The organism is Luteimonas notoginsengisoli, from assembly GCF_042648885.1.
GTDB classification, from domain to species: domain Bacteria; phylum Pseudomonadota; class Gammaproteobacteria; order Xanthomonadales; family Xanthomonadaceae; genus Luteimonas; species Luteimonas notoginsengisoli.
In genome coordinates this window covers 110,064-122,264 of the sequence record NZ_JBHRYF010000008.1, presented here as the reverse complement: position 1 = coordinate 122,264, position 12,201 = coordinate 110,064, and the positions used below count along the sequence as shown (strand labels likewise).

Here is a 12,201-nt window from a genome sequence, read left to right as displayed (position 1 = left end):
GCCGCAACGGCGGCCATTCTGTCGGCACGCCTCGCCCCGGAGCCCCCACCCATGACGATGTCCATCCGTACGCTGGCAGTTGCCGGCGCGATCCTCCTGCTGTCCGCCTGCGGAAAGGGCGACGAAGCCGCGCCCGGTGCCGGCGGCGCCATGCCGCCGCCGGAAGTCGGCGTGATCGTCGCCAAGAAGAGCAACGTTCCGCTGCGCCAGGAAATGGTCGGCCGGCTGGCGCCGTTCCGCAGCGCCGACGTGCGCGCTCGGGTGCCCGGCGTGGTGCAGAAGCGGGTGTACGAGGAAGGCAGCGACGTACGCAAGGGCGAGGTGCTGTTCCTGATCGATCCGGCGCCGCTGCGCGCCGCGCTCGGCCAGGCCCAGGCCTCGCTTGCGCAGGCCCAGGCCAGCTATGCCAACGCCAAGGCGAACGCCGACCGCGCCCGGCAGCTGCTGCCGCAGAAATTCATTTCGAAGTCCGATTACGACAACGCGCTGGCCACCGAGCGCAGCTCCGCGGCGTCGATCCAGGCCGCGAGGGCGGCGGTGGACGCCGCGCAGATCAACCTCGGCTACGCCACCGTGCGGGCGCCGATCGACGGTCGCGCCGGCAAGCAGCAGGTGACCGAAGGCGCGCTGGTCGGCCAGGGCACCGCGACCCTGCTGACCACCGTCGACCAGATCGACCCGCTGTACGTGAACTTCTCGATGAGCGTGTCCGAACTGGCCCAGGCCCGCGGTTTGCAGTCGAGCGGCCAAGCCCCGCAGGTGCAGGTGCAGTTGCCCGACGGCACGGTCTACGGGCATGCGGGCGAACTGGACTTCTCCGGCGACATCGTCGATCCGGAAACCGGTTCGGTCTCGCTGCGGGCGCGGCTGCCGAATCCGGACAAGCAACTGCTGCCGGGCACGTTCGTCTCGTTCGGCATCACCCTGGGCCAAGTGCCGGACGCGTTCCTGATTCCGCAGGTCGCGGTGCAGCGCGATGCCAAGGGCGCCTACGTCCTCGTCGTCGGCCAGGACGGCAAGGTCGCGCGCAAGGACGTGAAGGCCGAACGCGCGCAGGGCAGCGACTGGATCGTCACCGACGGCCTGGCGGGCGGCGAGCAGGTCATCGTCTCCGGCGTGCAGCGTGCCCAGCCGGGCCAGCCCGCCAAAGCAGCGCCGTGGCAGCCGCCGGGTGCGCAGCCCGCCGCGGCAGGTGCGCCTGCCAGCGCGCAACCCGCCGGGGGCCAGCCTGCGAAAGACAAGCAGGGTGGCGACGCGGCCGGCAAGGACTGACCGCCCATGTCACGTTTCTTCATCAACCATCCGGTCTTCGCCTGGGTTATCGCGATCCTGATCGCGCTTGGCGGCGTGCTCGCGATCAATGGCCTTGGCATCGAGTCGTATCCGAACATCGCCCCGCCGCAGGTCACCGTCTCGGCGAGCTATCCGGGCGCCAGCGCGGAGACCACCGAGGGCGCGGTCACCCAGGTCATCGAGCAGCAGATGACCGGGATCGACAACCTCGACTATTTCAGCTCGTCGTCGAGCTCCAGCGGCGGCGCCTCGATCACGCTGACCTTCAAGCCCGGCACCGACCCCGACATCGCCCAGGTGCAGGTGCAGAACAAGGTGGCGCTCGCGACCCCGCGGCTGCCGTCCGAAGTGGTGCAGCAGGGCGTGGTGGTGGCCAAGGCCAACCCCGGCTTCCTGATGGTGGTGGCGCTGCGGTCGAGCAACCCCGCCTACGACAAGGACGCGCTGGCCGACCTGATCGCGGCGCGCGTGCTCGACCAGATCGCGCGCACGCCCGGCGTCGGCAGCACCCAGCTGTTCGGCGGCGAATACGCGATGAACATCTGGCTCAACCCCGACAAGCTGCGCGGCTATGGCCTGTCTGCCAGCCAGGTGCTGGCCGCGGTGCGCGGGCAGAACGTGCAGTTCGCCGCCGGCTCGGTTGGCGCCGAGCCTTCCCCCGAAGGCCAGGCGTTCACCGCAACGGTCTCGGCCGAGGGGCGTTTCAGCACCGCGGAGCAGTTCGGCAACATCATCCTGCGCGCCGATGCCGATGGCACCACGGTGCGGCTGAAGGACGTCGCGCGGGTCGAGAAGGGCGCGTCGGCCTACGGCTTCGACCTGAAGTGGAGCGGGTCGCCCGCGGCCGGTTTCGCGGTGCAGCTGGCGCCCGGCGCCAATGCCCTGGGCGTGGCCGGGGCGGTGAAGGACCGGATGGCGGAGCTGGAGTCGAGCTTCCCGCAGGGCGTGACCTGGTTCTCGCCGTACGACAGCTCCACGTTCGTGCGGATCTCGATCGAGGAGGTCGTCAAGACCCTGTTCGAGGCCGTCGTGCTGGTGTTCCTGGTGATGCTGATCTTCCTGCAGAACCTGCGCGCCACGATCATCCCGACGCTGGTGATCCCGGTCGCGCTGATGGGCACGTTCCTGGGCATGTACCTGATCGGCTTCACCATCAACCAGCTCAGCCTGTTCGGCATGGTGCTGGCGATCGGCATCGTGGTCGACGACGCGATCGTGGTGATCGAGAACGTCGAGCGGATCATGACCGAGGAGGGGCTGTCGCCGAAGGACGCCACGATCAAGGCCATGGGCCAGATCACCGGAGCGGTGGTCGCGATCACCGTGGTGCTCGCGGCGGTGTTCGTGCCCAGCGCCTTCCAGGCCGGCAGCGCCGGCGAGATCTACAAGCAGTTCGCGATCACCATCGCGATGGCGATGGGCTTCTCGGCGTTCCTCGCGCTGGGCTTCACGCCGGCGCTGTGCGCGTCGATGCTCAAGCCCACGGACGACCACGAGAAGCGCAACTTCATCTTCCGCGGTTTCAACCGGGTCTATGACAAGGTGTCAGGCACCTACGTCGGCCACGTCAGCAGCGCGGTGCGCCACGCGCCGCGGTGGATGATCGTGTTCGCCGGACTGGCGCTGCTGTGCGGATTCCTGTTCACGCGGATGCCGGGCAGCTTCCTGCCAGAGGAAGACCAGGGCTACGCGCTGGCGATCGTCCAGCTGCCGCCGGGCGCCACGCTCAACCGCACGCAGCGGGTGTTCGAGCAGGTGCGCGGCACCCTCGAGAAAATGGACGGCTACGAAGGCATGATGCAGGTGGCGGGCTTCAGCTTCGTCGGCCAGGGCGAGAACGTCGGCATGGCGTTCATCAAGCTCAAGCCGTGGAGCGATCGCGACATCACCGCGACCGAGTTCATCCAGCAGGCCAACGGCGCGCTGTTCGGCATCCGCGACGCACAGATCTTCGTGATCAACCTGCCGACGGTGAACGGGCTCGGCCAGTTCGGCGGCTTCGACATGTACCTGCAGGATCGCGGCGGCAACGGGCGCGCCGCGCTCGGGCAGGCGATGGGGACGCTGCTGGGCAAGGCGTCGCAGGATCCCGCGCTGACCGCCGTGCGTCCGAACACGCTGGCCGACGCGCCGCAGCTCAAGCTGGACGTCGACCGCACCCAGGCGCAGGCGATGGGCTTGTCGGTCAACGACATCTACAACGCCATCGGCCTGATGCTCGCGCCGGTCTACGTCAACGACTTCACCGACGCCGGTCGCGTCAAGCGGGTGACGATGCAGGCCGATCGCGACTACCGCACCGGCCCCGAATCGCTGTCGCGCTTCTACACGCCGGCACCGGGCGTTGATGCCGATGGGACCGGGGGCGGGATGATCCCGATCTCGAACGTGGTGCAGAGCCACTGGACCACGGCGCCGCCGTCGCTGAGCCGCTACAACGGCTACGCCGCGGTGGAGATCGTCGGTTCCCAGGCGCCCGGCCACAGCTCCGGTGAAGCGATGAACGCGATGCAGGGCATCGTCGAGAAGGACCTGCCCGAAGGCTTCGGCTACGACTGGACCGGACAGTCCTATCAGGAAATCCTGTCCGGCAACCAGGCCACCATGCTGATGGTGCTGTCGATTCTGGTGGTGTTCCTGTGCCTGGCGGCGCTGTACGAAAGCTGGTCGGTGCCGGTGGCGGTGCTGCTGGTGGTGCCGCTGGGCGTGCTCGGCGCGGTGTCTCTGTCGCTGATGCGCGGCCTGCCAAACGACATCTACTTCAAGATCGGCCTGATCACCGTCATCGGCCTGGCGGCGAAGAACGCGATCCTGATCATCGAGTTCGCGATCGAGCAGCGCCAGCTCGGCAAGCCGCTGGGCGAAGCGGTCATCGAGGCGGCCAAGCTGCGCTTCCGCCCGATCCTGATGACCTCGTTCGCCTTCATCATGGGCGTGATGCCGATGGCCATCTCCAGCGGCGCGGGCGCCAATGCGCGCCACGCGATCGGTACCGGCGTGATCGGCGGCATGCTGTTCGCCACCTTCCTCGGGCTGCTGCTGATCCCGGTGTTTTACGTGGTGGTGCGCAGGCTGCTGGGCGACAAGCTCGACGAGCAGCCCGAAGGGAAGGCGGCGATCGCGCACGAGTAATGCGCAGCGCAGGATGCAGGGGAAGGCCGCGGAGACGCGGCCTTTTTCCTTTGTCCTGCGCGCGAGTCCGCATGGCTGGCGCTTCGATGCCGCTCCCTTGCGACCTGGTGGATCGGCGCGACCTGCCGGCGCGCATGTCCTGCAGCCTGCCTGTGGGAGTGCCTTACTTGTTTCTCCCGAAGGCCTTTGGGCGCGTCGCAGCGGCGGATCGCAGGTTGCCGCAAACCTCGCGGTCTTGCCCTCCGCCTATCGTGTCCGAAGGCTACTTCAGGAGAACGCCGCCGTCACCGCATGGATGCCGACGTTCACCGCATAGCCGCCCACCAGCAGGAACACGAACAGCGCGCTGGCCAGCAGCAGCGGCCGGAACCCGGCCTGGCGGATCGCCCCGATGTGGGTGCGCAGGCCGAGCGCAGCCATCGCCATGGCCAGCAGGATCGTGTCGAGTTGCACCAGCGCGTCGACGACGCTCGCCGGCAACAGCTGCAGGGAGTTGAAGCCGGCGACGGCGACAAACAGCACCGCAAACCACGGCACCACGATGCCCGCCTTGCGGCCGCCGGACGCGCCCGCTTCGCGCGCGAGGCGCGAGGACAGCAGCAGCAGGAACGGCGCCAGCAACATCACCCGCAGCATCTTCTCGATCACCGCCGCGGAGCCGGCGATCTCGCCCACCGCGCGGCCGGCGACCACCACCTGCGCCACTTCGTGGATCGTCGAGCCGGCATAGACCCCAAACGCATGTTCGTCCAGCCCGAGGTGCGGATACAGCCACGGGTACAGGAACATCCCCAGCGTGCCGAACACCACCACGGTAGCCACCGCCACCGACACCTTGTGCGCCTGTCCGCGCACCACCGGCTCGGCGGCCATCACCGCGGCCGCGCCGCAGATCGCGCTGCCGGCGCCGATCAGCATCGCGGTCTCGCGATCGAGCTTGAACACCCGCGTGCCCAGCAGCACCGCCAGCCCGAACACCAGGCCCACCATGGCCACGGCGATCAGCACGCCTTCCACGCCGACCCCGGCGATGTCCTGGAAGGTGACGCGGAATCCGTACAGCACGATGCCGGTGCGCAGCAGCATGCCCTTGGCGAAGTCCACGCCGGCCCCGCTGCGCGCGGCGATGGCGGGAAACACGGTGTTCCCGACGGCGATCCCGAAGACGATCGCCAGGGTCAGCGCGCTCAGTCCCAGCGCCTGCAGCGCCGGCAGCCGCGCGGCGAGCATGCCGGCACCGGCGACCGCGCTGGCCAGCGCCAGTCCCGGCCAGAGGCTGGCATAGCGTTTCAGGCGGGATGGCAGCGGCAGCGTTGTGGCAGTGGCGTGCATGGCGTGGAAGTCGGTGGCGGTGTCGGTTGCGGGCGGCGTGGTGCTTCGCGAGTTCGTGCCCGTCGTCTCCCACGCGGGAGCGAAGGGGCTTCAGCGGCCTGGCATCGACAGCAAGGTCGGTCCGCGCGCTTGCGAAGGACCGGCCCTGGGTCGTTTGTCGTCGGGACTTGCGCTCGTCGCCGCCCCGCGCGGATGCGGATGCAGCTTGTGGCGAGGCGTCAGGCTAGGCGGGTGCTTCGGATGAATCCAATACATATAATTCAGGATTCGATGAATTCAGGTTATCGATGAACCTGCACCTGCTGCGCGTCTTCCTGGCCGTGGTCGAGCACCAGGGGTTCTCGCGGGCCGCCGAGGCGATGCACGTCAGCCAGCCGGCGGTATCGAAGGCGGTGCGCGAGCTGGAATACCAGCTGGGCCTGCCGCTGCTCGAGCGCGGCGCCGCGCGCAGTCGCGGCGTGGTGCTCACCGACCACGGCGCCTCGCTGCACCAGCATGCGCGCGCGATCTTCGCCATGGAGCGCGCGGCAATCGCGGACGTCCGCGACCGCGTGGACTTGCGGAAAGGTTCGCTGCGCGTGGGCGCCAGCACCACGGTCGCCGGCTACTGGCTGCCGCCGCACGTGGCGGCGTTCGTGCAGCGTTTCCCGGGGGTGGAGTTCGAGTTGCTGGTCGGCAACACGGCCGGCATCGGCCATGCCATCGCCGAGGGTCGCGTCGACATCGCATTCGTCGAGGGCGTGGTCGACGATCCGGGCATCGTCGCCACGCGCTGGCGTGACGAGTCGCTGCAGGTCGTGGTCGCCGCCGATGCGAAACCGGGCGCGAAGCGGCACGCTTCGGTGGCCGAACTGTCGCGGCAAACGTGGCTGCTGCGCGAGGCCGGATCCGGGACGCGACAGGTTGCGCAGCGGCTGCTGCGTTCGCGCGGCATCAAGCCCGCGCGGCTGATCGAACTGGGCAGCAACGAGGCGATCGCGCACGCGGTCGCGGCCGGCGCGGGCATCGCGCTGTTGCCGGCGATCGTGGTGCGCGACCTGCTGGCGATGCACCGCGTGCGCATTCTGCGCCTGGCCGGCGACGCCGAAATCCTGCGCCCGCTCTACCAGCTGGAACTCGCCGCCCGCCCGCGCGGTCCGGCGCTGCAGGCGTTCGTCGAACTGGTGGAATCGGAATCGGCGTAGGCGCTCCAGCCGCCGGGCTGTCGCGTTGGGTTCCCCTGCGGAGAGGCGAGGTTTCGCGCGGAGGGAATTGCGCCCTGCCGGAACCGGCCCTCCCGGTCTTCCCGCGATTTCGCGGGCACGCGCGGCTCGCGGCTGAAGCCGTTCCCGCAAAAGCACTGGGCACAAAAAAGCCCGGCAACCTGGGTTGCCGGGCTTTCGACGCGGGAGAGAGACCGCGTGGCCGGAACCGGCCGATTGAAGCTGGATTACTTGCCGACCTTGGGCGCGCCCTTGACGGCTTCCTCGGCCTTGGCCTGGACCTTGGCGCTGGCCGACTCGACCTGGGCCTTGGCGATCTGGGCGATGGCTTCGTTGGTCTTCAGGGTGCGGCCGAACACTTCCTGGCCGGTGCTGACGGCGCGCTCGACGTTCTCGCGCGCAACCTGCACGCCCTTCGGCAGCACGGCCTTCAGGCCGTCGAAATCACGCGCTTCCGACACTTCGCCCCAGAAGGCGAACGCGGCATTGGCGTTCTCTTCGAACGCGGCCAGCTGCAGACCGAAGACCTTCTCGGCGTTCTCGAGGGCCAGGCGGTTGACCTGGGCGGCGGTGTCGGCGAACTGGCGCGAGGCAGCGGCGAACTGCTGGTTGAAATCCTGGTACATGGCGGGCTCCTGCTAGATGTCCGACAGGGATTGCCGGTATTTGTGCGGTGCAGCATAACCCCGCGTTTGTTGCAATGCAACATCGCCCGGTGGAGCCATTCATTCTTTGGATATCAACGCGTTGCGGACGGGCCGCCTGCCGTCCGGGTTGAATGCCTGCGGCAGCGGCAGGCCGACCAACGACGCGGGTTCCGCGCGGCAGCCGTGGAATCGCCGCCTCGGGCGGTACGGAGGGCTGAGACCGGGCCGGACCGGCCTTAAGGCCCGCGGTAGCGACAGCCGGAGGTGCAGGTCTCGCGCACGACCACCTCGCTCAGCTGGGGCAGGGCTGGCTGCAGTCGTTCCCAGATCCAGGTCGCCAGCCGCTCGCTGGTCGGATTCTCCAAGCCCCCGATCTCGTTGAGGTAATGGTGGTCGAGCTGCTCGTACAGCGGCCTGAAGGCGGCCTTGATGTCGCCAAAATCCATCACCCAGCCGCTGTCTGCGCCCGGCTCACCCGACACGTGCAGCTCGACCACGAACGAATGCCCGTGCAGCCGCGCGCACTTGTGTCCGGGCGGCACGTTCGGCAGCCGGTGCGCGGCCTCGATGGTGAAGCTCTTGAAGATGTCCATGGGATGCCGGTTGCGGGGACGTCGTCGGCGGGCGGCGGGTCCGGAAAAAGAAATACCCGCAAATCCGCGGGGGTGATGGTCCGTGCGTGGCTGGCGATGGGTGCCGTCGAAGCGCGCGAGCCGACTGTCCTGCCAAAGCTCATGATGTTCGCGCAACGTTGCCAGATCAACCACGTGCACCGGCAGCGATGTGCCGGGAAGGCAAGCTCGCAGCGCGATTGGAGTGTCTCCGCGACGCGACTGCTGCTCGCCGCTGCTTGAAGCTGGTGAAGCGCGGCCCAGGGCGCACTCGCTACGGAACGCCACCGTCACGTCCACCTTGCTGGGCGGGCAAAGCGGCATCCCTGCATTCGGTTTGACGCTAGGGTTCGCCAAGAATCTCGACCAGGCGGGATTCGCTTGGCGAGAGGTCGTAGCCACGCCGCTGCGAGACCACGAAGGTCAACGAACGGATGTGCCAGGCGCGACGCTTCAGCTCAACCAGCTGCCCGTTCTCCAGGTCTTCGGCGACGAGGTGACGCGGCATGTGTCCCCAGCCGAGACCGGCCTTGAGCAGGTCGCGCTTGGCGCTGAGGTCATTGACTAGCCACTGCCGCTTGCCGGCGACGCCCTGCTGGATTTTTTCCGCGCCGGGCTGGTTGTCCGTGACGACGACCTGGATGTGCAGGCCGAACTCGTCCATGGGGATAGGGCCCGGTACTGAAGCCAGCAGGTGCGACGGGGCGCATGCCGTCACCATGTCGGCCTCGCACAGCCAGCTGCGCTCGATCGCATCAGGGTTCACCTCCGGTACGTTCTCGATCGTGATGGCCAGGGCGCATGCCCGTTCGAGCACCAGGGCCTCGCCGCCCTGCATGGTGGTGATGCGCAGGCTGATCGCCGCGGTGGGGAACTCCGCCTGCAGCGTGCGCAGGCAGTCGACCAGGCGGGCGCGCGGGAAGTAGGCATCGACCGCCACCGACACCTGCGGCACGCCCGCGCGGGCGATCGCGCCGGCGCGGTTCTTCATTTCCTCGAGGCGCGAGATCACCGCCCGCGCGTCCGGCAACAGGCTGCGCCCCGCCGCGCTGAGCTGCGCCTTGCGCGTGTTGCGCTCGAACAGCTCGACATCGAACGCGCTTTCCAGCGCCTTGACCGCGTGGCTGATGGCCGACTGCGCGCGGCTGAGCTTCCGCGCCGCGGCCGAGAAGCTCCCCTGGTCGCACACCGCCACGAACGCACGCAGCTGGTTGATGGTGACGTTGTCGAGCATTCGTATCCAAAAACTAGATGGTATCTAGCGATGTTTCGCCAATTGTTTTGATGCGTCAAGCGGCCCAGATCGGTGGGGTGGCAGGCCCGCACGGGTCTGCCCCCTTCATCCCCCACCGAAAAGGACACGCTCATGAACTACGCAATCATCGGCTTCGGCGCCATCGGCCAGGCCCTCGCCCGCGCCTTCGCCCGCCACAACATCGAAGTCGCCGTCGCCAGCCGTCGATCACCCGAAGCGCTGTTGCCCCAGGCACGGGCCATCGGCCCCACGGTCGTCCCCAAGACGCTGCAGGAGGCACTCAAGGCGGACGTGATCATCCTGGCGGTCCTGTACGAGGGGCACCCGGAGATCGCCAAGGTTCTCCCGAACTGGGAGGGAAAAACGATCATCGACGCGATGAATTCGAATGCGCCGGTCGAAGATCTGGACGGCCTGCCGTCCACCGCCTTCGCCGCCAGGGCTTTCCCCGGCGCGAAGGTCGTCAAGGGCTTCAATCATCTGCTTGCGGCCACGCTGACCACCGATCCCAAGGTCGCGGGCGGCCACCGGGTCGTGTTCCTGTCGGGCGACAACGAAGCTGCCACAGCGCAGGTCGCGGAGCTTGCAAGGCGACTGGGCTTCGCGCCCGTCAATCTCGGGAAACTCGAAGAAGGCGGCACGCTGGTGCAGGCGCGCGGACGCGTCTGGGGGCCGCTGATTTTCCAGGACCTGATCCGGAAAGAGGCCTGAGCGGTGCGCGGCGATCACGGCAGGTCCTGATTCGCCCCCAGTGCGAATCACCGTTCCACAACACCCCCAACCACACGCCTGCATCGAGGTTCCAATGACATGAGCAGACTCAACGGAAAGACCGCCGTGATCACCGGCGGCGCCACCGGCATCGGCCGCGCGGCGGCAAAGCGTTTCATCGAGGAAGGCGCCACCGTCTTCATCTTCGGCCGCCGGCAGGACGCGCTCGACGCCGCGGTGGCCGACCTCGGTCCCAACGCCCGCGCGCAACGCGACGCCCGGCGCCCGATGCGAGCAGATCTTCGTGGTAGATGCCCTGGCGCAGCCAGGCAGGTCCGGCCGGGCAATGTCAGGCTCCCGAAGGGCATCGGCCTGGGCAAGGTCTCGAGGCTACATGCCATCCGGGCTGACGTCGCCCGCACGTTCGGCGATGGGGCGGACATCGCGCACCAGCGTGACCAGCGTCTTGCCCGGCTCTTCGATCATGACTTCATGGGCCGACTGCTCGAACCAGACCAGCCGCTTCCGGGGCGCCTTCACCGTCGCGAACCATTCGGCGGCCAGCGCAGAGGACACATTGTGGTCGTGGCGCCCCAGGAACAGGAACAGCGGAACGTCAAGTTCGCGTACCGTCGACATGTCCAGCGTCAGCACGTCGGCCAGCAGGTGCTGCATCGAGAAGTCGTTGCCTTTCCACATTCCGGCGACGTCGAGGTCGGAGTACTCGGGCGACAGTGTCACCGCCGCGCCTTCGGCATCGCCGCCCCTGCGGTTGTACACCATGCCGCCGTAGTGGTTCAGCCATTTGCGCTGCTTGAACAGGCTCTCCAGCGGCACCGGATCTGCGCCCTGCGCATAAGGAGCGAGCGCCTCCAGTTCGGCAACGGCCTGCGTGTTCGCGTCGCGTTGCGCCTGCTGCAATGTCCAGGCCCAGCCGCGCCGCTCGCTCTCGGGCGCGTCGGTGACCTGGCCGATGCCGATGTAGGCGTGCAGCCACTCGGGCCGGCGTTGCGCCAGCTCGAGTCCGAGGTAGCTGCCCCACGAATGGCCGAGCACGAAGATCTTGTCCTTGCCGAACTCCTTGCGCAGCCAGGCGACCATTGCCTCGGCGTCGGCGACCATGCGCTCGCGCGTCATCGTCGGCGCCAGGGTGTCCGGATCATTGGCCACGTAGGTCTTCCCGGCGCCGCGCTGATCCCACTGGACCACGGTGAAGTACTCCTCCCAGCCGCGCTGGAAGTACCAGCTGGTCGGCATCGCCACCCATCCCGGTCCACCGTGCAGCATCAGCAGCACGGGGTTGCGACGGTCGCTGCCGCGTATCGATACCCACTGGTCGATGCCGCCGATCCGCACCGATTCCAGCCGCTCGAGGCCGTTGTCGGCCACCACCTTGCGCAGGTCGGCGATGATGCGCACTGCCTCCGCGCGATCGTGCGGCCCCGGCGCTTCGGAAGCCGGGGAGGGCATGGACAGGCCCGCGAGGGCGACGGACAGAAGTACGGAAATCAGCGTTTTCATCAGTGCCGGTAGCGCTCGGGTGCGATGCAGACTCGGAGGATAGCGGGCGTCGAGACTATTGCGGTTCGCCCGAAATCTCGCGGCGTTGGGTTGCGCCTTGTGGCCTGTGATCTACGTTGCTGAAGGTACTCGGACAGCCCGGCGTAGCCCCACCGGAATGACGCCGCCTGCAGCGAGGTCGGCGACTGCTTCCGACCTATTCCGTTGAAAAACTCGGCTATTGAGGGCGGCTCGACTGAGTCTAAGCGGACTGCGCCGGCGCTGCGACCAGGTTTCAGCCAAGTGGACGGTCAAAATTGCGGACGCGGTGGCCCTAACCCCTAAACAGGCAGTGCATAAGGCGTTCTTGGTGCTTTCGGCGTCAAACACTGCGCCATTCGGCGTAGGTTTTGCGCTGTTGCTGCCAACACGTCAGGCCGGCCTCTCGCGTTCAAGCTTCGGCGCCATGCCAACCGGACCGCGTGCCGCGACGGCATGCCCGATGGCGGAATCAAAGG

General features: G+C 67.9%; 9 protein-coding genes and 1 pseudogene. 5 read left to right on the top strand and 5 right to left on the bottom strand.

What is annotated here, in order from left to right; all coding sequences use genetic code 11:
• Nucleotides 1-51: 51 nt before the first annotated feature.
• Both ACFOM9_RS08465 and ACFOM9_RS08460 read left to right on the top strand, forming a co-directional pair.
• The gene (locus tag ACFOM9_RS08465; protein ID WP_386708931.1) at nucleotides 52-1,272 is read left to right on the top strand and encodes an efflux RND transporter periplasmic adaptor subunit; all 1,221 of its coding nucleotides are present in this window, start codon (nucleotides 52-54) and stop codon (nucleotides 1,270-1,272) included.
• Between the two features lie 6 nt (nucleotides 1,273-1,278).
• The gene (locus ACFOM9_RS08460; RefSeq protein WP_386708928.1) at nucleotides 1,279-4,425 is read left to right on the top strand and encodes a multidrug efflux RND transporter permease subunit; all 3,147 of its coding nucleotides are present in this window, start codon (nucleotides 1,279-1,281) and stop codon (nucleotides 4,423-4,425) included.
• 267 nt (nucleotides 4,426-4,692) lie between these two features.
• Here ACFOM9_RS08460 and ACFOM9_RS08455 read toward each other — a convergent pair whose 3' ends face one another.
• On the bottom strand, nucleotides 4,693-5,757 hold the full coding sequence (locus ACFOM9_RS08455) for a YeiH family protein (RefSeq protein ID WP_386708925.1): 1,065 nt from the start codon (nucleotides 5,755-5,757) through the stop codon (nucleotides 4,693-4,695).
• Between the two features lie 287 nt (nucleotides 5,758-6,044).
• Between ACFOM9_RS08455 and ACFOM9_RS08450 the strand changes: the two genes are divergently transcribed.
• A complete protein-coding gene (locus ACFOM9_RS08450; protein WP_386708922.1) occupies nucleotides 6,045-6,941 on the top strand; it encodes a LysR family transcriptional regulator in 897 nt (298 codons plus the stop codon).
• Nucleotides 6,942-7,186: 245 nt separating this feature from the next.
• On the opposite strand, the gene ACFOM9_RS08445 is transcribed toward ACFOM9_RS08450, so the two are convergent.
• The 3 genes from ACFOM9_RS08445 to ACFOM9_RS08435 form a co-directional block, all read right to left on the bottom strand.
• The gene (locus ACFOM9_RS08445; protein ID WP_386708919.1) at nucleotides 7,187-7,585 is read right to left on the bottom strand and encodes a phasin family protein; all 399 of its coding nucleotides are present in this window, start codon (nucleotides 7,583-7,585) and stop codon (nucleotides 7,187-7,189) included.
• Nucleotides 7,586-7,842: 257 nt separating this feature from the next.
• Nucleotides 7,843-8,199, bottom strand: coding sequence for a 6-carboxytetrahydropterin synthase QueD (queD, locus tag ACFOM9_RS08440; protein WP_386708916.1), 357 nt, complete (start codon nucleotides 8,197-8,199; stop codon nucleotides 7,843-7,845).
• Nucleotides 8,200-8,560: 361 nt separating this feature from the next.
• Nucleotides 8,561-9,451, bottom strand: coding sequence for a LysR family transcriptional regulator (locus ACFOM9_RS08435; RefSeq protein ID WP_386708913.1), 891 nt, complete (start codon nucleotides 9,449-9,451; stop codon nucleotides 8,561-8,563).
• A 132-nt stretch (nucleotides 9,452-9,583) separates the two neighbouring features.
• Here ACFOM9_RS08435 and ACFOM9_RS08430 point away from each other — a divergent pair, with 132 nt between their 5' ends.
• Both ACFOM9_RS08430 and ACFOM9_RS08425 read left to right on the top strand, forming a co-directional pair.
• Entirely contained in the window at nucleotides 9,584-10,183 is a 600-nt protein-coding gene (locus ACFOM9_RS08430; protein ID WP_386708910.1) for an NADPH-dependent F420 reductase, read from the top strand.
• A gap of 99 nt (nucleotides 10,184-10,282) precedes the next feature.
• A pseudogene (locus tag ACFOM9_RS08425) lies at nucleotides 10,283-10,450 on the top strand (SDR family NAD(P)-dependent oxidoreductase); the annotation flags it as partial.
• Nucleotides 10,451-10,573: 123 nt separating this feature from the next.
• On the opposite strand, the gene ACFOM9_RS08420 reads toward ACFOM9_RS08425, so the two are convergent.
• A complete protein-coding gene (locus tag ACFOM9_RS08420; protein ID WP_386708908.1) occupies nucleotides 10,574-11,602 on the bottom strand; it encodes an alpha/beta fold hydrolase in 1,029 nt (342 codons plus the stop codon).
• Nucleotides 11,603-12,201 lie beyond the last annotated feature (599 nt).

Coding starts and splice junctions, on each gene's coding strand:
- ACFOM9_RS08465 (WP_386708931.1), top strand. CDS start 52: ATGACGATGTCCATCCGTACGCTGGCAGTTGCCGGCGCGATCCTCCTG.
- ACFOM9_RS08460 (WP_386708928.1), top strand. CDS start 1,279: ATGTCACGTTTCTTCATCAACCATCCGGTCTTCGCCTGGGTTATCGCG.
- ACFOM9_RS08455 (WP_386708925.1), bottom strand. CDS start 5,757: ATGCACGCCACTGCCACAACGCTGCCGCTGCCATCCCGCCTGAAACGC.
- ACFOM9_RS08450 (WP_386708922.1), top strand. CDS start 6,045: ATGAACCTGCACCTGCTGCGCGTCTTCCTGGCCGTGGTCGAGCACCAG.
- ACFOM9_RS08445 (WP_386708919.1), bottom strand. CDS start 7,585: ATGTACCAGGATTTCAACCAGCAGTTCGCCGCTGCCTCGCGCCAGTTC.
- queD (WP_386708916.1), bottom strand. CDS start 8,199: ATGGACATCTTCAAGAGCTTCACCATCGAGGCCGCGCACCGGCTGCCG.
- ACFOM9_RS08435 (WP_386708913.1), bottom strand. CDS start 9,451: ATGCTCGACAACGTCACCATCAACCAGCTGCGTGCGTTCGTGGCGGTG.
- ACFOM9_RS08430 (WP_386708910.1), top strand. CDS start 9,584: ATGAACTACGCAATCATCGGCTTCGGCGCCATCGGCCAGGCCCTCGCC.